The following is a 26,801-nucleotide window of genomic DNA, read 5'->3' on the forward strand; positions in this document are numbered from 1 at the left end:
CCCATGCTCTCCATGATGGACATCCTCCCGGGGCAGAACCCCTGATCTCGAATGTCCGTCAAAGCGAATCAAGCCCAACGTCAACCGGAGCCGGGCTGGCTCGAAGCCTCACTTCATCACCGATAGGCACAGCACCCCACTCTCGGTTCCTGCTGACCGGCGGCAACCACAACGACGTCACCCAGCTGCTGCCTCTGCTCGACGCGATCCCGCCGGTCCGCGGTCGGGTTGGCTGTCCCCGCTGCAAGTCCGATTCGCTCTTCGCCGACCGTGGCTACGATCACACAGCTACCGCCACCAAGCCCCTAATCTAGGCATCGTGCTCGCAATCGCCCGTCGCGGCACACGCCATGGCGCGGGCCTGGTGAGGGGCCCCAACAACGCGTGGTCCACCTCTGACCTATGGGCCACAACAGCACAGCCAGCAGGGCCACGCCGTGCATGGCGGCTGAAGCAGCCAGGGCAGTCGGCCGCGGCTTCCACAACGGCTCACGGCTGCCCTACGTCATCATGACCCGTGCCCGCCACCAAGCACGCCTCGTCGTCCCGGGCAACTCCCACCTCTGTGGGCACCCCTCGTCGCCGCCCTGAAGTAGCCTTCCCCCGCAAACAGGCCCTCCCCGCTGCCGCACCCCAGCCGCGTGGCCAGCGCGCCGGATAGGCGCAGCAGCTTGTACAGCCAGGCCGACGCGCAGAGGAAGAGGAGAGGGACAGCGTGCACAACGACCCCGACTCCGTCGCGTCGTTGCTGCGAGCGAGGTACAGGCGACGACTGCCCTCCCGTCTCGCCGAGCTGACCGGACCGGAGCGCGGGAGGGTGGAGCTGCCGCTGCACATCGCGTGGTCGGGACTGCGGACCCTCGATCTGGACCTGTCCCGCCAGCGTATGAGCCTGTACCGGACCGTGCTCGCCGAAGGCATGCGGGACGGCCTGTGCCGCTTCCTCAATCGGGACATCCTGCTTGAGCTGTGGCCGGTGATCCACAGGCTCATCGGCAGGACCGTCAAGGACGTCTGGGAGGAGGCATTCCCCGAACTGCGGCCGTAGTCGCCGTAGTCGATGTTCCCCGGCTGCGCGGTGGCGCTCCTCGGCCGTCGGCTTGCGCTCCAGCCGGTGCTGGCCGTCGTCTGGCGCCGGTCGCGCCAGCCTGCATCCCCTGACGGGTTGTCACTATGCTGCGACTAGAGGGGACCGGCCCACAGAGGGGATCATCGGGGGATGCAGGATCCAGGCTGTCTTCCGGCGCCTGACGACACGGGCTCGGCGACCGAGGAGCGTTTCACCTACCAGGCGCAGGCCACGCTCCGTGGGGTGTTGGACATGCTGGCGGGTGGCGAGGTGCTCCATGTGACGTGCGAGCATTTAGAGGATGTCCTGGTCGCCCGGACCGGCAGCACGGTGGCGGGCGGCGTGGAGCTGTGGGACTTCCAGCAGATCAAGTCCCGTGAGAAGCAGGATAGTTGGACCTTGTCCAAGGTGCTCCGGAGCAAGGCTCTGGCAAGCCTTCTGCGCACCCATCGGGCCCTGCGGGGGCACAGGGACCTGCCGTACGTCCTGACGGTCGGGGTGGAGGGTCTGCTGAGTTCCGAGGCCGATGTGCGGGCAGTCGCGCAGGGACGGGGAGGCGACAGCACAGAGCGGCTGGGCAGGATCGCCAAGTACCTCGATGCGGACACTGCCGAGACTGCGGAGTTCCTGCGGCTGGTACGCATCGAGGAACTGCCGGACCGTTACGAGCTGGAGCGCCGCAACCGCGATGTGCTCTTCGAGCTGGCCCCGCATCTACGGGTCGGGGAAGTCGAGGCCATACACACGGATCTCCTCAACCGGGTCAGGCTCGCGATGGGCGGGCGCCTGGGGCCACGTTGGCAGGCGCTGGTGACACAGCTTGATGTGCCGGAGACGGTCCTGCGCAAGCGCCTGACGCCGCAGAAGCTCCGCGATGTTGCGCTGCGTCTGACCCTCCCGGATCTGGCCGACTACGTGCGCGCGAGCCGGCTCGCGGCACAGACACATCCTTATCCCGAGGCCGGGCAGGCGGGCATGCCGTCGCTGAGTTCCGTCTACGTGCCGCAGCGCCTGCACCTAATCACCTCGCAGAACGGGCAACAGCACGGCAGTCCCGTAGATCAGTCTCCCGGCGATGTTGCCGATGCCTCCGCGGTTTTGGGACGCGCACCCGTGTGTCTGGTGCTTGCCGGCCCGGGCGGTGGGAAGTCCAGCCTCCTGCGCGCGGTGCAGGCCGGCTCGGCCGAACGCTGGCTGGCCCGCGAGGACCAGCGGCTGCTCGGGGTGACCGTGGCCGCCACAGCGCTGCTCGGCTCTCCCCTGCCAAGTGCTCTTGCGGCAGCGGCAACCAGACAGCTGGCCGCTTTCGCACTGCAGCGGACGCTGTCCGACGAACTCTTCCTCCACAGGCCCGCCCCGGGCGTCTGCTGGCTCGTGCTGGTCGACGGACTCGATGAGATCACCGACCGGGACGACAGGCAGAGCCTCCTGCGCACCCTGGCCACCTTCGCCGCCGGGCCCGACCCCCTGTACCGGTTCGTCGTGGCCACCCGGCCGCTTCCCGGGAAGGATCTCCGCATCCTGGGTCATGACGTGCCCCGCTACCAGGTGGCGCCCTTCTCCCGCAGTGAACTGTCCAGCGCGGCCCAGCGCATCCTGGACGGCCTGGGTGTGCCCGATTCCCGGGAGGCGGCGGGCCGGTTCGTCCGCGTGCTGGACGAGGCGCACCTGACCGGTTTCGCCCGTACTCCGCTCATGGCGACGATGTTGTGCCAGCTGTATGCCGCCGATCCCGGACAGTCGCTGCCGGCCACGCGGGGGGCTCTGTACGCGAGGTTCACCGACCTGCTGCACCGCCGGATGAGCGGCAGGGGCCTGTCGGGGGTGCGGAGCCAGGCCGAAGCCGCCCTTGCGCGTTTCGGCCCCACGGCCGTGTCACGGGCCCATGACCTGCTCGATCAACTGCCGGACATGATCGACAGCCTAGCGTTCGGACATCGCAGCGGCAGCGTAACGTCCTGGGTCGATGCGCTGGCCGCCCTGGACAGCGCGCGGCGCCCCCGCGCCGTTCCGGAGGACGACTGGAACGGTTTCCTGGCCTCGGTCCTGGGGCGCAGCGGGCTGCTCACCCGCTCCGGGGACGGTTTCGCCTTCCTCCACCAGACCCTTCAGGAGTACTGCGCTGCCCGCCACCTCGCGCGCACCCCTTCTGCCCATGCCCGTGAGCTCAACCGGCTGCTCGGCCCGTGGGAGGAGGACTGGGGGTCGACCCCGTGGGGTGCGCCGTTGGACACCGCCTCCTACATCGGGTTCCTCATCGACCCCGGGACCGCCCCGCCCACCGATCCCGCCACCTCCCTTGAGGCCTTGGCGATGCGCGACAACATCCGCGGATGCCTGCTGATCGCCACCCAGCTGTCTCTGGGCACCCTGCTCGCCGACACGTGGCAACCCCTGGTCCAGACGGCCGCACAGGCCATGGCAACAGCGAGCGCAGATCCCGACAGCGACGCCACCTCACGTGTCTGGGCGGCGAGCGTGCTGGCGGAACTGGACCTCCAGGAGGGCACCACCGCACTCGAAACACTGGTGGACGATCGGCTCCTGGACGAGGAGTTCAACGAGGACCCTCACAGCCCGGACTTCAGCGACCGTCTCCTGGCTGCCAGGTCCTTGCTGGAACTGGACCCGGTGCGTGGGAAAGACGCCTGCCACCGGCTCGTCCGCGACTCCCACCTGTACGACTCCGTCCGGGTACGAGCCGCTGAAGTACTCCTGACTGCCGGGGACGAACGCGCCCGCCCGGCCCTGGAGTACCTCGCCGAAGCGGACATCCATTTCGACGACCGCCTCGACGCGGCGAACCGGCTCGCCCCCCTGGATCCTGATGCGGCAGTTCGCGCACTGCACTCACTGATCGGCGACTACCGGGGCGACCCGGACTGGCTCGACTGGTGCAAGACTGCCGCCCAAGCATTGGCCGATCTGGGCGACCCGCGCGGCCAGCAGATCGCCGGAGAGCTCTCAACCGGCCTCTGACACCCGCACCGGCTCCGAGAGCACCTCCTGCCAGGAGAGTTCGTGTTCGTCCATGTCCAGGACGTCGACGTGTACGAGGGTGGACAGCCTCATTCTGCGTGAGGTGAGGGAGTGTCAGGTACCGCTCGAATCGGGAATGCGCACCCCGGCGCTCAAGGAGGAATCGAACAGCTCCGGTACCGACCGTGATGACGTCCCGGTAAGTACCGGCGCCGGAGGCGGGGCACCGCCTGCCAACGAGTCTCGTCGGCGCCGCCTGCAGAGCCTGTGACGCGTTGCCCGATCCGGGGCCTTCCCCGTTCACGAGGCACAGGGCTGGGGCCGGGCTGTCGGCTTCTGGTTGGACGAAGGATCAGAGGTGGACGGTCGACGCGGCGATCCCTCGAGGGCTGCCGAAGACAATGGTTGGCTGGCTGCCCTGACCGTGGGCGTCGGGCGGGAGCACCGCGAGTGCACTGATGGGGGCTGCGGTGATCAGCCGCAGTATCTCTTCGCCGGTCTGGCAGTCCCATGCCCGGATGGTGGTGTCGTCCGTGCTGGCGCTGAGCAGCAGGGGCTGGGAGTGGGCCGGGTGGTGCAGGACGGTCAGGGCGGTCACTTTCCCTCGGTGGCCTTGCAGAACAGGCAGAGCTTCCCTGCGTGGTGTGGCGGGGTTCCACAGTCTGATGACGCCGTCGGCGCCGCCGGTTGCAAGGAACGGGTGTGGTGCGGCGGGGAGGGTGATGAAGGCCAGGCTGTGCGTACCGCCGATGCGCTGGGGCAGGCGGGCGTGGGCTGGTTGGCCGGGGTGCAGCAGGCGGACGGTGCGGGTGGCCACCGCCAGTAGGGGTGATTCGCCGGCGGGTGCTGCGGCCAGGGCACGGATAGTGCCGTCGGTGTGCAGTGTGTCCCTGTATGGGGCGTACTCGTCGTCGAGGGTGTAGTAGACGAGACAGGAGTTGCTGAACCCCGCGGCCAGGACAGGGGGTTGGGACGGTGCGGTCGGCAGGAAGAGCAGGGTGCGTGCATGGCTGCGGCGGGTGGGGTCGAACGGTGTCTGCAGGACATGGTGGTCGCCCTCTTCGGTGAGGATGCGAAGGCTTCCGTCGCTGTAGCCGACGGCAAGGGGCGTGGGGCGGTGGCGGGAGGCGTTCTCCGGGGCGGCCAGGGCGGTGATGTGGTGGCCGGGTCGGTCGGGGCCGTCGTGCGGGTAGGACGTCGTGCGCCCGGTTGTGGGAGAGATCTCTGTGAGGGTGTTCGCGTCGTAGCCGGTGATGAGGCGGGGCGGGCCGGTCTGTTGCGGGAGGAGGGCGACATGGTCGGCGTGCCGGTCGGCGCTCCGGTTGTCGTGGGTGTCGTCGCGGGCGGGATCCCAGAGCCGGATGGTTCCGTCCATGGAACCGGATACGACGAATGGTTCCCTGCCCACCCGCAGGACGGCCAGGCCCCGGATGGCCTTGGTGTGTTCGGCGGGCAGTGTGTAGAGCTGTTCTCCGTCGTCGGGGTCGACCAGGGTGATGCTTCCGTCGACACCGCTGCCGAGGAGCAGCAGCCCGTTGTAGGCGAGGTCGGGGAAGTGGGCCATCGAGGCCACGGACCGGCGGATGGGGGCATGGGGTTGTGGTCGTCTGGTGACCGGGTCGAAGATCCGCACGCCTTTGCCGGAACGGGAGGCGATGGCAAGACGAGGCTGGCCGTGCCGGTCGGTGAATGCCTGCAGCGCCGAGGTGCCCATGCCCATGCCGGGCAGCTGGCCGGCGCTCTCGAGGTTGTATGCGTCCAGCAGCGGGATGTGTGAGCCGTCTTCTCCGATGGCCAGCAGCGTCTGGCCGTCGGGCAGCGTGATGGTCTCCAGGGCGTGGACGGTGGCGGGACGGCGTTCAAGCGTGCGAGGGCGTTCGCGCACGATGGCTCCGGTGTAGGGGTCCATCGTGAGCACGCCCTGCGGCGTCGCAACGGCCAGCACGGTGCCCCGGTCCGGTCCGGTGAAGGATGCGATGGCTCTGATGCGGCCGTCCAGCAGGCTCCAGATGCGTCCGGTCTCCGGGTCACACCGCCACAGGCCGGCATCGCTGCCCACCACAAGGAGCGGGGTTTTCCTCCGGCGTGTGCTCAGGACGGTCATGGCGCGGACATAGGGGCCGAGGTTGGTGAAGGGTGCACCGAAGGGGACTCCGGTGCGGGCATCCCACATGGTGACGGAGCCGTCGACGTGACCGGCGGCCACGATGGTCGATCGGTCCGCGCTGCGGAAGGTGACGAGCTGGCAGACGCCGCTGGGGGTGCCCGCGAGGATGTTGTTGGGCGGGCGGAGCCGGTTCCAGCGGGGTACCAGTGACGGCGGCCGGGGCAGGGTGTCGGGGCGCGGCACGGGTTGAGCACTGTCCGCCTGTTCGGCCAGTGCCAGGCTGTCGGCCCGTGCGGCGGGCGGGGCGTCGGCCAGGAACGGCTCGATGCGGGACCATGCGGCCAGGCGCCGAGTGCCGGCCTGAGCGGTGACGGGAAGTCCCAGGGCGCCGCGGATGCGGCCGTGGGATTCGAAGGGCAGGAACGAGGCGGGGATGTGCGCGTCGTCGAGGACACCGCCCGCCTCGGCGTGGGCGATCAGGTGACGGCGCAGGTAGGGATGCGGCGGCTGCTGGGGTGCGGCCGCGAGGAGACGGGAAAAGGCCAGGGTCAGATGGGCGTGTACCTGGGTGCTGCCGGTGTCGGGGGTATCGTCGAAACCGGGCAGGGTCTGCTCGATGAGCAGGGTCTGGGGGGGCGGTGCGCAGGGTTTCGCTGACGCGTTCGTGGATGGGCCGGTAGACGGTTCGGCCGTCTTCGACGGCGGTCGTCAGGTATCCGGTGAGGCGGCTGTTGCGTACCAGCCGGATCGTCGCTTCCGGGCTGTCGCAGCCGGGTTCGATGCCGTGGACGGCGGCCGGCCACACGGTCGCCCAGGGCAGTCCGGCGCCCAGTGCGAACGCCGTGGCGCGCAGGACGGCCAGGAGGTCCTCGGGCCTGGTGCGGGTGTGCTGGGCGACGTCCGCGAGGTCCTGCCGCAGCAGTTCCTGGGTGCCCTCGCGCAGTTGGCGGCGCCATGGGGCGTCGGACGGCGCGGGCAGGAAGGCGCGGGCGTGCAGTTGCTGGGCGGCCAGCCGGGCGTCCAGGAAGGAAGGGGTGACTTCCTGTGCGACGGCGGCGGCGACGGCGGCAATGGGCTGGTTGCTGCGGTGGACCAGCCGGGATCCCGTGGCGGGTTCGGCGTGCAGCAGGGCTGCGGTGTAGGCGGCGATGTCCTCTTGCGCACTGTCATCGTCGGTGCGCAGTGGGGCGGTTGCGTCGGTGGCCTGCCGGAGCAGGTCGAGGAGGCCCCGTTCGGCGTGTGTGTCCCTGACCGGCAGGGTGTGGCGGGAGGGGGGTGGTGAGCTGCGGATGCCGAGGATGAGGCGGACCGCGTTTTGGCCGTCGCCGCGCAGGGCGGCGAGGGGGCCCAGGACGTCGGTGATGATGCGGCGGGGGGTCTTCGCTTCGTCAATACCGTCGACGACCACGGTGAGCGGCCGGCCGGTGCGGGCCAGCGTGGTGCGGGCATGGCCGCGCAGCAGCTCGGAGGCGTCCGTGCTGGCCGGCACGGGCTGGCCGGTGAGTGCCCGGTAGAGCGCGGCGGACAGTTCCTGCGGGTCGGTGTTGCGGGCCAGCACCGCGGCGTCGATGGCGCCGATGGGCACCCGCAGTTCCTCTGGGATCGCTGCCAGGTAGGGGCGGTAGACGGGGTTGTCGCAGAAGCGTGGGTCGCTGAGGGTGACCAGGCGGGCGAGCAGCGCGCTTTTGCCGGAGCCAGCCTGCCCGGTGACGATGAGCGTGCTGTCGCTGCCGGAGAGAAAGGCATTCATGCGGGTGACGAGTGCGGTGCGGCCGGTGAAGTACCAGCCCGCGTCGCCGGACATCTGGCCGCTGGCCCTGGTGATCCAGTAGTCGTCGACGTCGGGCCGTGTCCATCCCAGTTGGCTGCGGGCGTCTTCCAGCAGGGTGGTATCGGTGTGGCCGGGGTTGGGCAGGCAGGGGCTCAGCTCACGGGCGGCGAGACGGCGGCTGACGCTGCGAGGCGGCCACAGGACGTGAATGTCGGCCATCTGCGCTGGATCCCACACCGTGTCCAGGATGGTGTGGAAGTCTTCCCAGCTCAGATGGGAGCGGGCGTAGCCGTTGGCCTCGTCGGCGCAATGGGCGTGGACGGCCGCCAGGGCTGAGGCGAAGGCGCGCAGGCGGGGGGTGCTGTCTTCGTTGCCTGCGGCCAGGACGACCAGCGAGCTCAGGGCATGCCGGTCGGGGTGCAAGGCCTTGAGGGTGCGGTCGAGTTCTTCGGCGAGGCGACCGGAGAAGCAGGAGTCGACCATGACCAGCACGTGCTCGGCCGGAGAGTCGAGGGCCGCGGCGATGAGTTCGGCTGTAGGGAACGCGGTAGCCAGGGGCCGGTCGGTGTGGGTGTCGGGCAGACGGAGGAAGTGCTGCGGTCCCGCAGGGGCCAGGCCGTGGCCGGTGAGGTAGATGACGAGGGCTTCGTCATCCGCTGCGCCGATGAGGTCCTTGTCGATGAGGAACGTTCTCAGGTCATGAACGCTTTGCAGTGGTTTGGGCGGGTGGGAGGGTGTGAAGCGGCGCTGGTCGTCCAGGCGAGAGCTGTTCCACCAGTCCTCGACGACGGCGACCTGGGCGTCGATCCCCTCGCGGAAGGCCCTGCGTTTGGCCGGGGTGCCGTCGTCGTAGTCGCTGACGGCGATCACGAGGAGGCGGCGCTCGGAGGTGGCGGGGGCGTGCTCGTCGGTCATGACCAGGTGGCGGTGACGGCGCGGGCGACGGGGAGGGTGCGCAGGTACTTGACGGCGGCATGCGGATCGAGGCGGCCGTTGTCGACCTCGATGTCCCTGACCTGGTCCGCCGACAGGGCCAGGCCCGCGGCGCCGGTGACGGCATCGTCCGGGTCGAACACGTTGATCCACCGCAGGTGGGGTGCGATCTGCGTCAGCCGCCCGTCGGTGATGCCCATGCCCCGCTGGACGGTGGGGATGGCCAGGGGCGAGCCGCAGGTGACGAAGGTGTGCACGGCCGCACCCGCCGTGCCGGGCGCAGCGATCTCACCGTGGCGGAGGAGGTCGTAGGCGATCACGCTGCCCAGGGAGTGGCCGATCAGGACCGTGGTGTGCCCGTCGGCGCTCTCCAGGACGTGTTTGCGGACCAGGCCGGCCAGGTCCGGTTCGGTCAGGTAGGTGTGGACCTCGCGCAGGGACAGAATGAGTTTGCTGGCCCGGCCGCCGGGCTTGCGCCGGTCGTAGGCGATCGCACGCCGGGTGATGCTCGGCGGCACCTTGGGCAGTCCGAGGGTCGTGGGGTCGACCTGCGCGGCGTAGGCGCGTTCCTGCGGGGTGAGCAGGTCGTCCAAGGCCTGGACGATGAAAGCCTCCTCGTCCGCGGTGAACGGCGTCACCTCGTCAGGGAATGCTTCCCTCGTGCTCAGCCCGCCCCCGTCATCGACCAGGAGGGCCGACCAGTGCGGCACCTTCAGCACCGGCGCCAGCATGCCCTCCGCCATGGGCGTCGCGCCGCCGTGGAGAAGTTTCACACCGCGATCGAGGGCACCGCGCCAGCTCTTGGTCAGCTCCCGCTGTGATGTCTTGCCCTGCCCGATCCCGTGCACCCCGAGCACATGCTGCTGCCCCACCCGCTCCCCCACCCTCTCCCCGTGGCCTACTGTGCCGAGAGGACACTCTACGGGTGCGACCGCATCCCAACCGGAGCACCAGCCCCTCCCGCATGGGGAGTTAAAGCACGCGCGGCTTCGTAGAGTGTGTAGTCCTCCCCCGCCAACGAGCCCCACGCGCCGACTACCACCCCCAGCCGGCGGACCAGCGCACAGGTCCGGCGCACCCACTCGTGTAAACCCAGAGCCGGCGCACCAAGGAAGATGAACCCTGTACACGACGACCCCAGCTCCATCGCAGCGCTGCTGCGAGCGAGGTGTCGACGACGTCTACCCGCCAGCCTGAACGAGCTGGTCGGACCCGAGCACGGGATGGTGGACCTGCCGCTGCACATCGCGTGGTCCGGACTGCGCACCCTCGATCTCGACCTGCCGCGCCAGCGCATGAGCCTGCACAGAACGTCCTCGCCGAAGGCACGCGTGACGACCTCTGCCGCTTCCTCACCGGGACATCCTGCTTGAGCTGTGGCCAGTGCTCCACAGGCTCATCAGCAGGGCCGTCAAGGACGTCTGGGAGGAGACATTCCCTGAACCGCGTCCATGATCACCTTCCGGGGCGCTCCCCCAGCACGCCGCAGTAGGCGTTCTCACCACAACTGCGGCAGGCGCACCCAACCTGCAGGACCACAGGTCAAACAGCTCGAGCAAGGTCCAGAAACCGTCGCAGTCCATCTGCGGCACCGCAGGATCAACGGCGCAACAACGGTGCGACCTCACAACGCTGCGCTTCGCGCGGGGCCGGTCCCTTCGCCTCTGCCCCGGGTCCGCGGCCGCCACTGCTTCCGCACTCGCGGCGATGGACCTCGCACCCTCTCCCGCACTCGCGGCGTAGTGCCACGTCCACGTCCGTCTCATCCCGGAACGGCGTGCAGACCTGTTCCCCGCGCTTACGTCATGCCCCTTACCGCCTGACACGGGCCGTACGTTGAGGAACGGCCGCCTTGGCAGGGTGATGGTCGTGCCGGTCGGCCCTCGTTGTTCCGCGTGTCGCTCGCACGAGGCCGTCTAGCGAAGGAGGGCCGCCTTCACGGCGAGTGCCCTGGACAGGATCTCCAGCGTGTGTCCGTCCGCGGCCTGATCCGGTCGGCCGAACACCTGGATCGCCTCGTCGACGGCCGTCAGCGCTCGCTCGGTGTCGGTTCTCGCGGTAGCGCGGATCACCGCGAACACGTACTGGGCCCAGGCGTGCGGCACCAGGTCGCCGCGGGCGGCCAGCGCGCCCAGCGCCATCGCGGCCTCTTCACTGTATGTCAGGGCGTCGTCGACGCGGCCCAGTGCCTGTTCGAGGGGTGCCATGCGGGCAAGGGCCGTCGCGTGCTGCCGGAGCAGGCGGCAGGTCATCGCGGTGCTGAGCGGGAGGCGTCCTTCTGTGGCGGCCGACAGCAGTCGCCGGTGGCCCGCGGCGTGTTCCTCGTAGAGGACGGCGGCCTCCTCCAGGCGGCCGTCGCGAACCAGGGCGGCCGCCTGCCGGTCGACGAGCAAGGCCGCGAGGTCCACCACTTCGCCGGGCTGCGGAGACAAGGCCGGGATGCCCAGGTCCATGGCGGCCGCCACCAGGGGATGGACGCCTCCCGGCCCGGACCCCGTTTCGGGTTCGGGCTCGGGCTCGGACGGAGGTGGCGGAGCCTGGCGGGCTTGGCCGAGCCGCCACCATCGGTGGGCGTCGGTGAGCCGACCGTGCCGCATCCGATGGTCCGCCAGGGACCTGGGGGCCTCGGCGTGTCCGGCCTCGGCTGCGCGTTCGAAACAGGCTCCGGCCTCATCGGACCGGCCCTGCTCCTCCAGCAGCAGCCCCAGCCGGTGATCGCCGTCAGGATCGCCTGCCTCGGCCGCGGTGCGGAACCAGTGTTCGGCGGCGGTCAGATCGCCGTCGCTCCACAGGGTCGCGCCCAGGGACGTCATGGCGTTCGTCGCGCCGGCCTCGGCGCCCCGGCGGAACCAGGAGCGCGCCATGTCCCGGTCACCCTGCTTCCAGTGCAGTACGCCCAGATTGAGGCAACCCTCCACGTTGCCGGCGGCGACGGCTCTGGTCCACCAGGTCCTGGCGTCAGCCGTCCTCCCGTCCTGCCAGCACATGTTCCCGAGGTTGAACATGGCCTGGGGCAGCCCTGCCTCGGCCGCGCGCCGATAGCGTTCCTCCGCCTTCGCGGTGTGCCCGGCCCTGGCCAGGCGGACTCCTTCGTTGTAGGAGTCCACTGCCTCGGTGCCGGGTTCGCTCCAGGGTTCGGCGGCGGTGTCCGGCCGGTCCCTGTCAGCGAGGACCTGGAGGTTGTGCCTGGCCGTGTGCAGAGCCGTCCGGTGCCCGTCATCGGTCAGGACCAGATGCTCGTAGAGCGCGATGGCCTCGCGCAGGGATGCCGCGGCGTCGTCCCGGTGCGCGAGCGCGAGGACTGCTCCCTGGCTCGCCAGCGTGTTCGCCAGCAGGGCCTCGTGGGCGACGCGGTCGGCCCGCCACAGCCGCCTGGCCAGTTTCACGGCCTCTTCGGCCCCGGTGACCGCCTCCTCGTACTCGTCGACGTCGGCCAGTCGGCCCGCGTAGTTCAGCAAAGAGGTGGCGAGGTCGGCGGTGTGCGCCCGCGGATTGAGCGCGACCAGGTCGCGGCGGATCCGTACGGCCTCCTCGGCGGCCCGGACTGCCTCACTGCTGTGCCCGAGGCGCTGCCTCGCGGTTCCCAGATTGGTGAGGGCGCGCGCCAGGCCGGGCAGGTGCGTCTGCGGAGCAGCAGCCACGAGTTCGCGGTAGGCGGCCACGCTTTCGTTGAGTTCCCGCGACGCGGCCTCGTTCCAGCCGACCGCCAGCAGCCGGGTGCCCAGGCCGCAGAGCGCGAACGCGAGACGCGGCGGGTCCGCCAGATCGCCTCCCGCCAGCTCGTGGTAGCGCGCGACGGACTCCTCGGCGGCCTCCACCGCGTCGCCGCGTTGCCCGGTGTTCTGCAACTGGTTGCCGTAGTTGGCCAGCGCCAAGGCCAGCTGAGGACGGGCCGCACGCCGCTCTTGCGCAACCTGCTCGCGCAGCAGTTCGGTGGCCCGCCGGGTGAAGCCGACGGCCTCCTTGTGCCGTCCGAGGTCCGACAGGTAGCCGCCGATGTCCATCAGACACAGCGCCACATCGGTCCCGTAGGTCTGCGGGTCGAGTTCGTTGAGCCGGTGCAGGGCGGCGAGAGCCTTGTGGTTGCTGCGGACGGCCTCTTCCTTGCGGCCGGAGCGGGCCAGCCGCACGCCGAGCCGGGCGTACCAGGACGCGGCGTCCTGCAGACGGGTCGTGTCGTCCACCCGTTCGCGCACCAGCCGGTCGGTCAACGCCGCCGCGCCGACGTCGAGGCCGACCTGGCGCTGTTCGGGCAGCCGCATCTCGACGTCGAGCAGCGCGTCGGTGTCGATGTACGTGGCGTGGCTGAGCGCGACCAGCGCCGCGCTGCCGGCCGTGACGGCGATCTCCGGCCGCGCCCGGATGAGGCTGCCGAGTTCCGCGCCGACGTGCGGCCAGCGGTCGGCGGCCGAGGCGAGCACCGTGACCGCCCGGTCCGCGAACGCGGGGACCGGCGCGTCAGGACGGTCGGCGCCGAGAAGAACACGTGCCACGGAGGCGGCCCACGGGTCCGGGTCGTAGCCGGAGATGTCGTGGCCGGGCATCAGTAGGGCGACGAAGTCCTCGGCCAGCCGGTCGGGACGGAGCGGCTCGAGGACCTTGGTGCGGTCCAGCGGCGGGTAACAGAACCGGTGGTCCGTCACGACCCTGTCCGCCGTCCCCAGCCCGAGGCGGCCCAGCCGTTCGACGCCCTCGACGTAGGAGGCCGTGCCGCTGAGCACCGCGGTGAACACGGCGCGGGCCATCACCGTGGGCGGGGTGTCGAACTCCTCGCCCGCCAGCCGCGCCCCGTACAGCCGCCGCCAACCCATGCGCTCGCGGTCCAGCAGGTACGCGGCGATGCCCTCGACGCTGTCCGGTACCGGGCTGCCGGGCCGGCCGACGGCAAGCGCCGTGACCAGAGCGGCCATGTGCAGCGTCAGTACCTGCCCGTAAGGCGGCTCCTGGAGCCCCGGCACGACGCCGGTGATCGGCCCGCTCACTCCCAGAACGGCACCGAACCGGTCACGTGCGGTCACGAACGCACGCTCACGGTCCTGCACACCGGCGGCGAACGCACCCAGCGGCAGATCCGTGACCGCGGCGCCGACCGACCGCAGCTCTCCGCGTACGGCGGCCCACCACTGCACGGTCCGGCCGATCAGCAGCACCCGCACGGCCGGATCGGCCAGCAGCGGGTCGCGCAGCAGTTCGACCAGTTCCGGGTGTGCCCAGCGGTCGGCGTAGTCGACGACGACCAGCAGCCTCTGGCTTTCGATGCCGGCGGGCTCCCGCTGAGGGCGATCGGGGCTGTCGCGGTGGCATGCCTGGACCACCTGCCACCCGGCCCCGGCGGACAGTTCCGCGAACCGCGCCGCGAGTCGTGTCTTGCCCTCCCCGCCGGGGCCGTGGAGCAGCAGGGCGGACATCGACGCGGTCGTGGCGTCGCGCCATTCGGCCAGCGCGGCCAGTTCCTCGTCCCGGCCGCTGAACGGGACGATCTGACTGCGCGCGTCGAGCAACTGGCTGGGCTGGTCGGCGAACCCGCCGGTGAACGCCTCGGCGTCCACCACCGGCGCGAAGGAGTATCTTTCGAGCCGGTAAGGGGGTCTGGAGCCGATGACGATCTGGGAGTCGATGATCGGGCCGGTGCTGGCCAGGCCGCCGGGGCCCGCATGGGCGCTCCCCGTCTCCGTCACGTGCACCGGGCCGGAGGTGCCGTCCCCTGCCGGTCCGCTGTATCCGGTGTTCGCGGTGGCATGTGGCCCGGCCGCCGTGGCGTCCCCGGTGCCAGTGACACTGACACTGACCGTCGTATCGGCCCCGGTTCCGGTTGCGGTGTCCTTGCGACGCTTCCCCGATCTGAACACGCGGCTCTCCTCCCCCTGGTCCCAGAGCGTCAGGCTGCGGCCGTCCGCCGGTCAGGAGGTGTACTCGATGCCGCTCACGGCCCGACTGCCGGCTCCGTCCGCCGTCGCGCTTCCCGTATTCCGTACCCGGGCCGAGCCGCCGCCTCGCCCCAACAGGCGCCTGATGCCCGACACGGCCGTTCCCCCGCCGGTCGCCCTCGCCTCACCGGTTCCTTCCGCTTGGTCTTCCGTCCGGCCCTCCGGGGACTGGAACAGGGCCCACACCAGGGCTGCGACACCGACCGCGGCCTGAACCGAGGCCCCTACCGCCTCTCCCCCGTCCGGACCGTTCAGTAACCAGACCAACGGCGTCGAAACGATCCCGGCCGCACCCAGCACGAGGACTGTGATCTTCCACCCCTGTGTCATACGACCCTCCCCCTCATCAACCGCTCGGCCTCCCTCAGAGGCTCCGCCGCGGAATGATGAAGTGACAGTACAAGCCTCGATCTGACGCATCAACGGCAAGGCATGATCTGGTCGTTTCCTGTCTCTGGCCGCTCACCGGCGACCGCGGCCGCCCCGCCGACGACCGAGGGCCGAGGGGCCAAGAAGCACGCGGGGCATGCCTCGGCTCGGCTCACGCCCACGCCCACGCCCACGCGGAATTGCTGCCGTCGCAGGCCAGTGACGCAGCGCCCAGCTGTCGACCCCGGCTTCCCACTCGTCGGCGCAGTACGTGGTCACTGAAGAGATGTCGGCTCCGGTCGAGCAGTTCACCCGCCTTCGGGTCGCCGACCCGTCCGTCCGGTGACGGAAGCCGGCGCCGCACTGATCGTCCGGCCCAGACGCGCAGCTTGACATCCGGGCCCACGAGCAGACCAATTGCCGCGTAGCGCCACGACGCCACCGCGCGTGTCGAGCAGCCGGAATGCGCCGACGCGGACGTGTCGCGGCCGCCGGCCGGACTCGGCCGGCGACCTGCGGGCCGCGTACGGGGAGCGGTTCCGGCCCGGCCACCTCGACGTCACCGACCTGCCCAAGGTCCGCGAGGTCGTGGACGCTGCCTTCACCGACCTCGGCCGGACCGACGTGGCAGTGAACAGTGCGGGCTACGGACTGTCCGGCGCCGCCGGGGAACTCAGCGACGGCCAAGTCCTGCACGGGATCAGTACCAACTTCCCGGACTCCGTCCGGATCGCCCGGGCCGCACTGGCGCACCTGCGCGCCCAGGGCGGGCGGCGGCCGGGTTATCGACAGCACAACGCAGCACCCCGCACCCTCAGGGGCGTACTCGGCAGCGACGCCTACCAGGCAGCCACCGCCGCCCGGACGGACGCCACCGACTGACCGCGCAGAACGAACCGCCGGGCTACTCCCTTCGTACCGGACAGCACCGGCGGCCCCAGCGCACCTCGATGCGTCCTCAGTCCTGCTGCTCGGCGGCACTCTTCAGCACGCTCGTCGCCGCCATGCTGTTGGGCCGGCCGGAGCAGACCGCCAAGTGCAGCAGGGCTGAGGCCATCACCATGCTGACCGGTTTCTGTACTGCGGCCAGGTAAGTCGCGGTGTTGTTGTCCGGTGGCCTCACCGGCCCAGTGAGCAGTTCCTCCGCCGTGAACGCCTCCCCGTACAGGCCCGCCCACGTAGCAATGACGCACCCGGCCACGCTCTCGCCGCCTCGGCTTCCGCCAAGGCGGCGAGAGCGTCGAAGACCATGTGGAGCGCGGGCCTGTCACAGGGCGTCCGGGATCGTGGAGCCTGACCAGGTTCAGCCGCCCTCGTCCGGGCTGCGCGCGGTCGCGGGGGATCTGCCGGCGCACGTACGGGGGGGGCGAGGCTGTGCCCGGCGACAGCGCGGCCTTCGGTGAGGACACCGTCGTTCACCGCGTGGGTGCCGGTGGACGCGGTGCGGAAGCTGCACTTCGTGGCAGGAGGCAGTGACGCCCCCGGTGGTCATGGCGACCGTGGCAGGGCCAGTTCTGACGACATTGGCCGGAAGTGCCGTTGATGGCATTGGTGCCGCACCACAACCCTGATGGCGATCCCTATGCCGGGACGTCGAACCGAGGGGGAAAGAACGTGCGCAAGACCGCGACAATCACCGCAGCCCTTGCCCTGGCCGTGGGCGGTGGACTGGCCATGGCGCCCAACGCCACCGCGGCCACCGCCTGTCCGTCCGGAGCCGTCTGCATCCGCGAGACGGACGGCAGCATCCTCAGCAAGAACATCTTCTACAGCTACGGCGCCCACAACCTGTCGAACGTGACCGGTTACCGCGTCATCGTGAACAGCCAGACCGGTGGTGCCGGCTTCCAGGTCTGCTACGAGTACAACGGCGGCAACTGCTCCGGCGTGGCCCGTGCCACGGGTGAGTACGCGCCGTACAACATGACGCCGATCAACTCCGTGGTCCTGGTGCCCTGACCAGAACCGGGCACACGTCGCCGGCGATCGCCGTCGCGCAGGAGGCGGCGGCCCGCAGTGCGGTCGCTGGGGCCGGTCCGGGATGTCTGGGTCGGGGTGAAGCACAGCTCGGTCCTGTTCCAGGCGGCCCCGGCTCAGACGCCGTCGCTTTGGTGAGTCGGTGGTGGCGGGTGAGGAGCGCGGGAACGTTCCTCACCGGGCGCCAGGATAGGGTGCACTCGTGGAACGGATCTTGGTGGTGGGTGTCACCGGTGCAGGCAAATCCACACTCGCTCACGCCTTGAGCAGTCATCTGGGCCTGTCGTACCACGAGATGGACGCACTCTACTTCAACGGCCCCAACTGGGCCATCAACGACAAGTTGACCGAAGACGTATCAAGACTCACCGCCGCGCCTCGCTGGATCATCGACTCTCTTGGTTATCCGGAAGTCCGTGACCTGCTGTGGGACCGGGCCGACACCGTGATTTGGCTTGACTATCCCAAACGCGTCATCATGCCCCGCGTACTGCGCCGGTCCATCCGGCGCACCGTCACACGCGAGGTCCTCTTCGGCGGCAACAGGGAAACCTGGACGGACTGGCTGAGCCGGGAACACCCCGTTTGGTGGGCCTGGTCCCAACACGGGGCCCGCAGCCGCGAAGTCGGGCGCCGTGTCCGCGATCCCCGCTTCGCGCCCCTCAGCACCTTCCGCTTCTGCCATCCCCGCGACACGGCGGCCTGGCTGGCATCCCTCTGACCCGGCGGGCCAAGCGCCTGAGCCCTGCTTCATCGACGGGCTGGCATCCTGCCGAACGGCGTTGATCTCGATCGTCACCCGGCGAGTCGGCGGTAGCAGATGAGGGCTGCGGCGATGCCGGTGAAGCGAGTAAGTGCTCGGACTTGTGCTCATAGCGCCGGTGCAGGCGGCGGAAGGCGCCCAGCCAGCTCACGGTGCGCTCGATGGTCCGCAGGTGTCGCCCCAGACGGGCCGAAGACTCGATGCCCCTGCGTGCGATGCACGGCACGATGCCTCGAGAACGAAGCCGACGACGCAGATGGTCGTAGTCGTAAGCATCAGAAGGTGGAGCGCGGCCCAGACCCGGGCCGCGCTCGCTCCACGACGCGAAACGCCGGTACACCGTCGTCCACGACGGGCCAAAGACCTCAGGGGTCTGCCACCAGGTACACCCGGAAGTGGCCACGAACAAGATGGCGGCCAGCGCCTCCCGGTCCCCGTACCGTCGCCTGCCCCCCTGCGGGCGGGGCGGCGCCGCCGGCACCACCCGCTGGAATGACACCCAGAACCTGTCCGGCACTAGGTGTATTTCCTTGTGAGGTTGGGGACGCGGCTGGCGGGTGGTTGGCCTTTCAGCGCGGTGTGTCCGCAGTGGTGATTGTAGGTGTGCAGCCATTGCGGGAACGCTTCGCGGCGCTCGGTTTCTGACCGGTAGGGGCGGGCGTAGGCCCATTCGTCCAGGAGGGTGCGGTTGAAGCGTTCGACCTTGCCGTTGGTCTGCGGCCGGTAGGGCCGGGTTCGTTTGTGGGTGATGCCGGCAGCTTCCAGCAGGTCGCGCCAGTCGCGTGAGCGGTAGCAGGAGCCGTTGTCGGTCAGTACGCGCTCGACGGTGATCCCGGCCTGGGCGTAGAACGCCTGGGCGCGGGCCCAGAAGGCGGTTTCGGTCTCTTTCTTCTCGCCTGCGTGGATCTCACTGTAGGCGAGGCGGGAGTGGTCGTCGACGGCGGTGTGGAGGTAGCTGTAGCCGGCGCCTGCGCGGGTCTTGCGTCCGGCCTGGCGGCCCAGCATTTTGTGTCCGCCGCCGTCGGGGATGTTGCCGAGCTTTTTGATGTCGACGTGGACCAGTTCGCCGGGACGTTCGCGTTCGTAGCGGCGTATGGTCCGGCCGGTGGCCCGGTCCAGGTGGGTGAGGCGGGCGAGCCGGTAGCGGGTCAGCACGCGGTGCACGGTGGAGGGCACCAGGTGCAGCAGGTGGGCGATGCGGGCGGGTCCCCAGCGGCGCAGGACGCGGACCTTGATGATCCGGCGTTCGGTGCGGGTCGGGGTGCGGCGCGGGCTGGTACGCGGACGGCTGGAGCGGTCGCGCATGCCGGCCTCGTCGGACTGTCGGTAGCGGCCCGCCCAGCGCTGGGCCGTGGTCGGCGAGACCTGGAAGCGTTCGGCGGCCCGTCGAAGGGGCCAGTTGCCCTCGACCACGCAGCGGGCCAGGCGCAGCCGTCCGGTCTCGGTCAGGGGTGCATTACGGTGGGGCACGAGGGCCTTTCTGTCAGGTGTAGATGTCGCAATCCACACCGAACCGGAAGGCCCTCACCCGTTCAAGATCCCTCAGTCGAGATCTGGCTCACCCGTCCACAACCTCCCGAGACAGAACAACTAGGGCGCGTATCGAGTCGTGATCGATCCGCGGGATTCGCCCTCCCAGCGAACGCTGATCACGGGGCAACGGGCAGTCGTACTGGATGCGCATGCCGGTCAGCCTGTGGGCAGACCGATCTGGTCGCGTTCGAGTACAGAGCGCAACTCCGAGAAGATCTGTGCGGCGGCCGGCCCCGAGGGACCGCCCAGGACGTCTGCGGTCAGCTCGGCCAGTGTTTTGGTGAAGGTCGCCTCCGCCGCCTCGACGAGTTGCAGGCCTCCGGCGGTCAGGTCCAGCAGTGACGAGCGGCGATCCGATGGATTGGTTCGCCGTACGACCCAGGCCTGCTTCTCCAGGCGGTCGATGCTTTTGCTGGTCGCGCCGATTCCGATGGCGAATTCGGTGGCGAGGTCCGCGACCCGGGACCCGGGGTGGTCGCGCAGGAAGCGCAGGAACTCGAACTGCGAGGTGACGATCCCGTGCCGCTCGCGAAGGCGGTCGTTCAGCGCGTTGTAGAGGCGTGTCTCGCAGCGGACGAGATCGGCGAAGAATCCCGGGAGGTCGATCGGGACGCGGCTTGACTTAGATGCCATGGCATATATCCTAACCTAGATGCCCAGGCATATAATTCTCTGGCATGCACTTGTGATGGAGGCGGCAATGAGCAGGCAGCAGCGCGCGGAAATCGACGCGATGATCCGACAGCCTCGGCCGGATGGTCCTCGGTCGGTGGAGGAGCTCCGCGCCGGGTTCAGGGCGATGATGGAGGCAATGATCGTCCCGGCTGGGATACGCACCCGGACTGCGACGCTCGGTGATCGGCCCGCGCTGCTCGTCGAGCCGACCGGCACTCCGATGGCCGGGACGATTCTCTACTTCCACGGCGGCTCTTACGTGGTCGGTTCACCGGAGACGGCGATGTCACTGACGGGGAACCTGGTGACCAAAACAGGGTTCAGGGCGTTCTCCCTGGATTACCGGCTTGCCCCTGAGTATCCGTTCCCAGCCGCGATCGAGGACGGACTGAGCGCCTACCGCGCACTTCTCGACAGCGGCGAAGACCCTTCGGCGATCGTGTTCGCCGGGGACTCCGCCGGTGGTGGCCTCACCGTCACCACCTGCCTCGCCGCCCGCGACGCGAGCCTGCCCATGCCCGCCGCAATCGTGGCGTTCTCCCCCGGACTCGACATGACCCGGACCGGCGAGAGCATGGACACCAAGGCGGGCATCGACCCGTTCTTCACGCGTGAGGGCCTGGAAAACACCGGGGCCATGTACCTTGCGGGACAGGATCTGCATCAGCCCATGCTCAGCCCCGCCACCCTCGCCGACCTGACCGGCTTCCCTCCGATGCTGCTGCAGGCGGGCACCAACGAAATACTCCTGGACGACTCCACACGCATGGCCACGCGCGCGAGGGAAGCCGGAGTGGACGTCATCCTGGACATCACCGCTGACGTTCCACATGTCTTCCAGGCGTTCGCCGGCGTCCTGGACGAAGCCGACGAGGCACTGGACCGCGCCGCTCTCTTCCTCAGTCAGCACATCCGCACCAGGGGCACTGCACGCACGTCGGCAGGCTGAAGCCCGCAGGCGGTCTCATGCGGACCACGGTCCGAATCCCAGGCACTGGCTCGCCGTTCCTATTCCTGCCGGCCGGCGCCCCACCTCGCCCCGAGGGCCGTTCAAGACCCCGGGAGCGCGTTCTCCGTGGGCAGTGGCTCACACCGGGATGCCAGATCTTCTTACGTGACGCGAGTGCAACTGACCAACGGGAATGGGAGTTCGTCGAGCTGTATCTGCCGATCGGCGGGTACGGCCCGTACCCCGAGCGGCTGCGACAACAGTTCGAGGGCGTGATCTGGCGGCGTCTTCGAAGCCCTGCTGGACGGACTGATCACAGAGGCCGTGAAGCGGGGCGAGGTGGACCTGTTCCTGGTCAGCGTCGACTCCATCACCGTGCGCGCTCACCACGACGCTGCCGGGATGCATGTGGGCCAGGACGTCATCACCGCACTGGACTCCGAAGGACAAAATGGACAGGAGGCCGGGATCGGACCCGAGCGGGAAGAGCGGCGACGCGTCCGACGGCGGCAGAAACTCCGCCTGAAGGCCGCGCTCCTTGGACGCTTCAGGGGCGAGCAGACCACCAAGGTCCACCTCGTCGCCGACCGGAAATTGCCGCCTTCTGGTGTTCGTCCCGGCCGCAGGCCAGGCCGCGGACAGCCCGCAGTTCATCCCCGTGCTCAAGAAAGCTACGGGGCCGCGGGCCCATCGGCCGCCCCCGCACCCGGCCGGGCGCTGTCGCCGGCGATAAGGCCTACTCGTCGCGCGGTAACCAGGCTCACCTGCGCAAACGCCACATCAAGGCCGTCATCCCGGAGAAGAAGGACCAGGCCGCCAACCAGAAGAAGAAGGGCTCCCGTGGTGGTCGGCCCGTCAGCCTCGCCGCGAACCTGTACAAGGAGCGCAACACTGTCGAGCGTCTGATCAACAAGCTCAAGGCCTGGCGAGGCATCGCCACTCGGTACGACAAGACCCCGGACAGCTACCTCACCGGCTTCACCTGCGCGTCTCGATGATCTGGATCAAAGACCTCACCCGGACCACCCATTGATCACGACTCGATACGCGTCCTTAAACGGTCCACGACGCTCACGGCAGAACACTACCGATCACACCAAATGCGATGACGTCTTATGCCCGAGGCACGTCGCCGATGCCCGGCCCAGGCTGGAGATCGGGGTGTCCGCGCGTGCTGGTGTCAGCCGCTGGACGGCCTCGGCTGTTTGCGCACGTGGAAGCGGAGCATCGTGACGGCGCCCGACCGGGTGGTGCTGAAAGGCTCCAGGTCGATCCTGCCTAGGCCCGGGGGCGAGAAGCGGACACCGTCGCCGAGCAGCACCGGCAGGACATACACCAGGATCTCGTCGACAAGCCCGCGCCGCAGGCACTGGGCGGCCACGTCGGCACCGAGGATCTCCACATTCCTGCCGCCCGCCGCGCTGCGTGCCGTGGCAACGGCTTCGTCGAGGTCACAGGTGAGGAACGTGACGGCAGGGTCCGGCTCGTCGGGAGGCATGTGGGTGAGGACGAACTGTGCTCCTCCGTCGTAGGTGGTGTCCTGGTCGGCCATACGCCCTGCGACGTCGTAGGTGCCGCGGCCGATGAGTATGGCGCCCGTGGCCGCCATGACCTCCGGGAACGTGTCCGCAGTCAGATACTCGAAGATCCATTCCATGGCGTGGTCAGGGCCGGCGATGAACCCGTCCAGCGACATCGCCCTATTGACGACCACTTTGCCGGTGCCGCTGCTCACATCACTCATGCGTCCTCTCCAAGGACTTCCAACGCCCGGAGCCGAAGCATAGTGCGGCCGGTGGGGAGGGCGGCGGCGGAAGGAGCGTGCGTGTCACCTGCCTGCTCGCACTGGTCCGCGCCGGAACGGGCGTTACCGCACTGCACGCGGACGGCGACGGGGCAGCGCGAGCGCGCGGGCGTCTGACCGGAGCGTACGTCCGCGGGTGAGTACCGCTCCGGAAGGTGCCAACCGTTCTGCCCGCAGCCGGGCTATCCGTCCCGGGGCCGGCGACTCCAGGCGGTCCTTACGGCAGTTGGCCGCCATCGCCTCCGCGAGCCGATCCCACGCTGGCGCAGGCCGGAAGCACACCGTCGACGGCCGCTTCATCAGCTGGGAAACCGACCAGGGCGACGCCGGCGTACAGTTCGACGCCTTCGCCGCCCAGCACCCCAGCTACCTCAGTACCTGGACCCTCTGGGCCGGCCCCCCAGCGTCAACCGGCCCACCTGGGCCATCCGCGTCTCCCCCTACACCCCCACCCCGCTCCTCGCCACCCTCACCGAAGACCTCGCCCACGGCACCGGCACCGGCACCCGCACGACACCGGCGGCACAGTCCACCCGGCTCGCTCATAAGCCACCCGGCCACCTTCTGCCCGGCATCAGCACCCGCGCAACCGGCCTACAGCTGTGACAGCGCCCGCACCGGGGCACGGACGCACTCGGCCCAAGAAGTCGCCGACTGCCTCCGCGCCAGACCACCCGGCCGCTTCCAGCGACGCCGACTGGACCGTACAGGTCGCACCGGTCTCCGCGGCTCGCGTGCCTCATCCCGGCGGCCGGAGGCTCAGGAACCAACCACGTTTGTGGGCGCGGTCCAGCCGGTAGCTCGGATCCACTCGACCAGGTCCAGCGTGGCCGGCTCGATCGAGCGCACCACCGCGAGGTCCGAAGGGTGTTCCGCCCCCTCCGCGAACTCGCGGAACATCGCCTTGTCGAGGTCGTTGGGAAGCACGCTCAACGGGAGGGCCTCGTATCGTGCCGGGAGCCCGGCGCGCGCGCCGAACGCCGCGGCGATCTGGGGGCCCGTCAGCTCGTCGCCGACGAGCTCGACGGCTCCGCCGGGCGCCTCCGCGGTGTCGAGCAGGAGCGCGGCGGCGACCCGGCCGATGTCCCTGACCGAGATCATTTTCAGGGGGACGTCCTCCGGCAGTGGCAGCCTCAGCACGATCTCCCCATGCTCCAGGCTCGGTGCCATCACGCTCGCGAAGTTCTCCATGAAGGCGGTCGCGCGAACCATCGAGGCCCTGAGGCCGGACTTCTTCAGGTACTCCTCGATCGAGTGCTTCGAGTCGTGGTGCGGCACACCCGACTCCCGGTCCGCTCCGAAGACCGAGTTGAACACGACGTGCGGGACGCCCGCTTCGACCGCCGCGTCGACGAGCGCGGTACCGATGCGGATCTCCGCCTCGACCTCTTCGAGGCTGTTCGCCTCCGGGGTCATGAAGTAGAACCCCTCGACCGTCGTCAGCGCGGCGGCCAGCGACGCCGGGTCGTCGGCCCGGACGGCCGCCAGCTCGACGCCGCGGGCGGCCAGCGCCTGAGCCCGGTCGGACTGCGGGTTGCGGACCAAAGCCCGTACCCGCGCCTTGTGGTCCAGCAGAGCGTCGACCACCGCCCCGCCCTGTTGTCCCGTCGCGCCGAAGACTGCGATCGTGCCGGTCGTCTGTGTGCTCATCGCTACCATCCTTCGCTAGTTCATGCCATGAACTAAATTAGTTCATGGCGTGAACGTCGTCAAGGTGCGGGTGTAGCGGGACCTCATGGCGGTGATGGGTCAGTTCGAGGTGGGCGAAGAGAGGTCCGAGGTGTCCACGATGGCGGTGGCCACGCGCTCAAAGTCGCGCTGGTCGTCGGCGTCGAGGTTCCTCGCGATCTCGGGCAGGCGCTTGGCGATCTCGGCGTAAACGGCCTCACCGAGCACCTTCCCCGTGGGCGTCGCACTGAGCATGACGACCCGTCGGTCCTGCGCCGAGCTTGCCCGGCCGACCAACTCGCGCCGCGCGGTGCGATCGACCAGCTGGCTCAATGCGTTCTTGGTCATACCCAACGACGCGGCGAGGTCAGCCATCTGCCGCGGCTCGTTCCTGACTGCGCAGAGCAGCGTGGCCTGCGAGGGGGTCAGGTCGAACTCGGCGCAGATCTCCGCGTACTTGCGTTGAATCACAACCGAGAGCCAGAAGAGCTTGTCGCCATAGTCCACGCCGACCTCCCCGGTCCGAAGACGAACGATCAGCCTACTCGTCGCGGGCCGGCAGTCTGTACTAGGCGGCCTTCCAGGCTCGGCCATTGGTATTCGTCCCACCATGTGAGTGATGACGGTACCGCGGGCCGTCTCCTGGCTGGTCCTGGCGTTGAGCCCCGCAGGCAAGGTGCACGAACTGCCGCTCACCGTCGCGTCAGGCCATCCTGGCCGGACAGGCGATACAGCTACGTCGCCAGAGGCAGTCGAAGGATAAACGGCCATCCGAGCCCCGAGCAGGACTCGCCCCCGTGCCCCGCGCGGGCACGGGGGGCACCTATCAACTGAACTCACAGTGACGCTCCCCCACATGGGCGCACATCCGAACGCGTGAGCGATCCTTCTCGTCTGGAGCTGCTGCGGTTCACCAGCCGGGTAAGCGAGCAGCAGGCGACGGCTGCGCTACGGCAGATCGACGGATGGACCGCGAAAGAGGAGCGGCGTGACGCGGAGCGCCGGCGCGGTGAGAAGATGCGCCAGCCGCCCCCGGAATGGCTGCTCCAGCACGGTCTGAACCCGAAGAACATCGACGCGGTGCACACGGGTGACCGCTGGGCGGTCGCCGGATCCGATCGCTGCCGTCCGGATACGGCGCTGGGCTTGCTGGAGTGGCCATCACGGGGGCTGCTGCCCGATCTTCCCGCACAGGAACCCGCCACCTGACCAGCCGCCGCCGCTGGTGGCCGATCCCCCGGCCCTGCACGGCCCACTCGAATCCGAAGCGTCTCACGCGATCGGCCGGCCACGAATACCGCGGCGGCACCGTCGATACGCGACTGCTGTTCCGAAGTGAAGACGAAGCCGTCGACCGGCCGGACGATGTCCGACTCCGCGGTGGCCTCGGCAACGCGCGAGGTCGCCGCCGGCCGTTCCGTCCCAACCGGGGGGATCCGGCGCAGCCCGCCAGTGCGTGGCTCGCGCATCCAATGCCGACCGCCTCGATCGACTCGCTGCCGGCGGGGCGAATTTCGCGGCGTTCTCCACCAGTTGCCCACCGCCCGCCTGGACGGTGGGGATGCGGCGCGCGCACGGGCAGGAGCCGGCCCGGACCGCGCCCGCGCGCGCTGAGTCCCTTGAACGGCCGCACCAGTCCCGGAAGTCCAGCGCGCTCAAGAGCGGAGGATCATGCATCGTGGGTGGAGCGGGGCATCGCCGGTAGGCTGCTCCGATGCGCACGATCGAGCTGTTGCTGGACGGGGCGGCCGATCTCGTCGTCCGGGACGCCTGGCGGCGGCTCGCGGAGGCGGGGCTGCCCAGCCAGGCACGCCACCGCTCACCGACCAACAGCCCGCACCTCACCCTGGCCGCGTGCCCGGAGCTGACCGCAGCGATCCGCTGGGAGCTCGCCGGGGTGGCGGCCGCCCTGCCGCTGCCGGTGCGGTTCACCGGCGTGGTCCGCTTCGAGCGGCCGACCTCGGTGCTGGCCTGGGCGCTCGAACTGGACGCCGCCCTGGCCGGCCTGCACGGGCGGGTGTGGGACGCGGTGGTCTCGGACAGCCCGCCCGGGACGCTCAACCCGCTGCACGACCCCACGCGCTGGAGCCCGCACATCACCCTCGGCCGTACGCGGCGGGCGGGTGCCTTCGCCGGGCGCCGGGTCGCCGCGCTGCTGCCGACACCGCCGGCCCCGGTCTGGCTCACCACCCTGCGCAGCTATGACACCGAGACCGGCGCCCTGGAGATGATCGGATGACTCACATGGGCTGCGGTGCCGCGGCGGCGCGGACGCCT

18 protein-coding genes and 3 pseudogenes are annotated in these 26,801 nt (G+C 69.7%); 11 read left to right on the plus strand and 10 right to left on the minus strand.

Features of this window, described 5'->3' with window-relative positions; all coding sequences use genetic code 11:
* Positions 1 to 79 precede the first annotated feature (79 nt).
* From ACTT8P_RS20315 to ACTT8P_RS20325, 3 genes and pseudogenes are all read left to right on the plus strand, one after another.
* Positions 80 to 364 (plus strand): annotated as a pseudogene (locus ACTT8P_RS20315) (transposase); the annotation flags it as partial.
* A gap of 351 nt (positions 365 to 715) precedes the next feature.
* Complete coding sequence (locus tag ACTT8P_RS20320; RefSeq protein ID WP_442833101.1) at positions 716 to 1,048, plus strand: hypothetical protein; 333 nt, start codon at positions 716 to 718, stop codon at positions 1,046 to 1,048.
* A gap of 171 nt (positions 1,049 to 1,219) precedes the next feature.
* Positions 1,220 to 4,048 (plus strand): dsDNA nuclease domain-containing protein, encoded by a 2,829-nt coding sequence (locus tag ACTT8P_RS20325; protein WP_442833102.1) that lies wholly within the window; start codon positions 1,220 to 1,222, stop codon positions 4,046 to 4,048.
* 352 nt (positions 4,049 to 4,400) lie between these two features.
* On the opposite strand, the gene ACTT8P_RS20330 is transcribed toward ACTT8P_RS20325, so the two are convergent.
* Genes ACTT8P_RS20330 through ACTT8P_RS20340 form a run of 3 tightly spaced genes read right to left on the minus strand, consistent with a single transcriptional unit; the run spans position 4,401 to position 9,731 of the window.
* The gene (locus ACTT8P_RS20330; RefSeq protein ID WP_442833103.1) at positions 4,401 to 6,152 is read right to left on the minus strand and encodes a WD40 repeat domain-containing protein; all 1,752 of its coding nucleotides are present in this window, start codon (positions 6,150 to 6,152) and stop codon (positions 4,401 to 4,403) included.
* Entirely contained in the window at positions 6,076 to 8,841 is a 2,766-nt protein-coding gene (locus tag ACTT8P_RS20335; protein ID WP_442833104.1) for an AAA family ATPase, read from the minus strand. Before ACTT8P_RS20335 ends, ACTT8P_RS20330 begins: the two co-directional genes overlap by 77 nt.
* Positions 8,838 to 9,731: an endopeptidase gene (locus tag ACTT8P_RS20340; RefSeq protein WP_442833105.1), complete on the minus strand. Its 894-nt coding sequence runs from the start codon at positions 9,729 to 9,731 to the stop codon at positions 8,838 to 8,840. Before ACTT8P_RS20340 ends, ACTT8P_RS20335 begins: the two co-directional genes overlap by 4 nt.
* Before the next feature lie 243 nt (positions 9,732 to 9,974).
* Between ACTT8P_RS20340 and ACTT8P_RS20345 the strand changes: the two are divergent.
* A pseudogene (locus tag ACTT8P_RS20345) lies at positions 9,975 to 10,314 on the plus strand (hypothetical protein).
* Between the two features lie 461 nt (positions 10,315 to 10,775).
* Here the strand turns inward: ACTT8P_RS20345 and ACTT8P_RS20350 are convergent.
* On the minus strand, positions 10,776 to 14,537 hold the full coding sequence (locus ACTT8P_RS20350) for a tetratricopeptide repeat protein (protein ID WP_442833106.1): 3,762 nt from the start codon (positions 14,535 to 14,537) through the stop codon (positions 10,776 to 10,778).
* 1,065 nt (positions 14,538 to 15,602) lie between these two features.
* Between ACTT8P_RS20350 and ACTT8P_RS20355 the strand changes: the two genes are divergently transcribed.
* The 3 genes from ACTT8P_RS20355 (at position 15,603) to ACTT8P_RS20365 (ending at position 17,853) form a co-directional block, all read left to right on the plus strand.
* Positions 15,603 to 16,037: an SDR family oxidoreductase gene (locus ACTT8P_RS20355; protein ID WP_442833107.1), complete on the plus strand. Its 435-nt coding sequence runs from the start codon at positions 15,603 to 15,605 to the stop codon at positions 16,035 to 16,037.
* 732 nt (positions 16,038 to 16,769) lie between these two features.
* The gene (locus ACTT8P_RS20360) at positions 16,770 to 17,114 is read left to right on the plus strand and encodes a hypothetical protein (protein WP_442833108.1); all 345 of its coding nucleotides are present in this window, start codon (positions 16,770 to 16,772) and stop codon (positions 17,112 to 17,114) included.
* A 220-nt stretch (positions 17,115 to 17,334) separates the two neighbouring features.
* Positions 17,335 to 17,853, plus strand: coding sequence for an adenylate kinase (locus tag ACTT8P_RS20365; RefSeq protein WP_442833109.1), 519 nt, complete (start codon positions 17,335 to 17,337; stop codon positions 17,851 to 17,853).
* On the opposite strand, the gene ACTT8P_RS20370 is transcribed toward ACTT8P_RS20365, so the two are convergent.
* From ACTT8P_RS20370 to ACTT8P_RS20380, 3 genes are all read right to left on the minus strand, one after another.
* Complete coding sequence (locus tag ACTT8P_RS20370) at positions 17,795 to 18,508, minus strand: transposase (protein WP_442833110.1); 714 nt, start codon at positions 18,506 to 18,508, stop codon at positions 17,795 to 17,797. The two genes, ACTT8P_RS20365 and ACTT8P_RS20370, sit on opposite strands and share 59 nt — an antisense overlap.
* Positions 18,412 to 19,365 (minus strand): IS481 family transposase, encoded by a 954-nt coding sequence (locus ACTT8P_RS20375; protein WP_442833111.1) that lies wholly within the window; start codon positions 19,363 to 19,365, stop codon positions 18,412 to 18,414. The genes ACTT8P_RS20370 and ACTT8P_RS20375 overlap by 97 nt, the downstream gene beginning before the upstream one ends.
* 219 nt (positions 19,366 to 19,584) lie before the next feature.
* Positions 19,585 to 20,061: a MarR family winged helix-turn-helix transcriptional regulator gene (locus ACTT8P_RS20380; protein ID WP_442833112.1), complete on the minus strand. Its 477-nt coding sequence runs from the start codon at positions 20,059 to 20,061 to the stop codon at positions 19,585 to 19,587.
* Positions 20,062 to 20,128: 67 nt separating this feature from the next.
* Between ACTT8P_RS20380 and ACTT8P_RS20385 the strand changes: the two genes are divergently transcribed.
* Complete coding sequence (locus tag ACTT8P_RS20385) at positions 20,129 to 21,052, plus strand: alpha/beta hydrolase (protein WP_442833113.1); 924 nt, start codon at positions 20,129 to 20,131, stop codon at positions 21,050 to 21,052.
* A 165-nt stretch (positions 21,053 to 21,217) separates the two neighbouring features.
* A pseudogene (locus ACTT8P_RS20390) lies at positions 21,218 to 22,085 on the plus strand (IS5 family transposase).
* A gap of 147 nt (positions 22,086 to 22,232) precedes the next feature.
* Here ACTT8P_RS20390 and ACTT8P_RS20395 read toward each other — a convergent pair.
* The 3 genes from ACTT8P_RS20395 to ACTT8P_RS20405 form a co-directional block, all read right to left on the minus strand.
* The gene (locus ACTT8P_RS20395; RefSeq protein WP_442833114.1) at positions 22,233 to 22,796 is read right to left on the minus strand and encodes a dihydrofolate reductase family protein; all 564 of its coding nucleotides are present in this window, start codon (positions 22,794 to 22,796) and stop codon (positions 22,233 to 22,235) included.
* 819 nt (positions 22,797 to 23,615) lie between these two features.
* Positions 23,616 to 24,506 carry an NmrA/HSCARG family protein gene (locus tag ACTT8P_RS20400; RefSeq protein ID WP_442833115.1) on the minus strand — a complete coding sequence of 297 codons (891 nt, stop codon included), beginning with the start codon at positions 24,504 to 24,506 and terminating at the stop codon, positions 23,616 to 23,618.
* Positions 24,507 to 24,605: 99 nt separating this feature from the next.
* On the minus strand, positions 24,606 to 25,031 hold the full coding sequence (locus tag ACTT8P_RS20405; protein ID WP_442833116.1) for a MarR family winged helix-turn-helix transcriptional regulator: 426 nt from the start codon (positions 25,029 to 25,031) through the stop codon (positions 24,606 to 24,608).
* Positions 25,032 to 25,400: 369 nt separating this feature from the next.
* Between ACTT8P_RS20405 and ACTT8P_RS20410 the strand changes: the two genes are divergently transcribed.
* Together ACTT8P_RS20410 and ACTT8P_RS20415 are read left to right on the plus strand one after the other, a co-directional pair.
* Positions 25,401 to 25,733, plus strand: coding sequence for a DUF6233 domain-containing protein (locus ACTT8P_RS20410; RefSeq protein WP_442833117.1), 333 nt, complete (start codon positions 25,401 to 25,403; stop codon positions 25,731 to 25,733).
* Positions 25,734 to 26,238: 505 nt separating this feature from the next.
* Positions 26,239 to 26,763 carry a 2'-5' RNA ligase family protein gene (locus tag ACTT8P_RS20415; RefSeq protein WP_442833118.1) on the plus strand — a complete coding sequence of 175 codons (525 nt, stop codon included), beginning with the start codon at positions 26,239 to 26,241 and terminating at the stop codon, positions 26,761 to 26,763.
* The last annotated feature ends 38 nt before the right edge of the window (positions 26,764 to 26,801 follow it).

Origin of the sequence: Streptomyces sp. JW3 (genome assembly GCF_052216785.1) — a bacterium.
Classification (GTDB): domain Bacteria; phylum Actinomycetota; class Actinomycetes; order Streptomycetales; family Streptomycetaceae; genus Streptomyces.

Coding starts and splice junctions, on each gene's coding strand:
- ACTT8P_RS20325 (WP_442833102.1), top strand. CDS start 1,220: ATGCAGGATCCAGGCTGTCTTCCGGCGCCTGACGACACGGGCTCGGCG.
- ACTT8P_RS20330 (WP_442833103.1), bottom strand. CDS start 6,152: ATGACCGTCCTGAGCACACGCCGGAGGAAAACCCCGCTCCTTGTGGTG.
- ACTT8P_RS20415 (WP_442833118.1), top strand. CDS start 26,239: ATGCGCACGATCGAGCTGTTGCTGGACGGGGCGGCCGATCTCGTCGTC.
- ACTT8P_RS20335 (WP_442833104.1), bottom strand. CDS start 8,841: ATGACCGACGAGCACGCCCCCGCCACCTCCGAGCGCCGCCTCCTCGTG.
- ACTT8P_RS20385 (WP_442833113.1), top strand. CDS start 20,129: ATGAGCAGGCAGCAGCGCGCGGAAATCGACGCGATGATCCGACAGCCT.
- ACTT8P_RS20400 (WP_442833115.1), bottom strand. CDS start 24,506: ATGAGCACACAGACGACCGGCACGATCGCAGTCTTCGGCGCGACGGGA.
- ACTT8P_RS20395 (WP_442833114.1), bottom strand. CDS start 22,796: ATGAGTGATGTGAGCAGCGGCACCGGCAAAGTGGTCGTCAATAGGGCG.
- ACTT8P_RS20380 (WP_442833112.1), bottom strand. CDS start 20,061: ATGGCATCTAAGTCAAGCCGCGTCCCGATCGACCTCCCGGGATTCTTC.
- ACTT8P_RS20370 (WP_442833110.1), bottom strand. CDS start 18,508: ATGGCTGCACACCTACAATCACCACTGCGGACACACCGCGCTGAAAGG.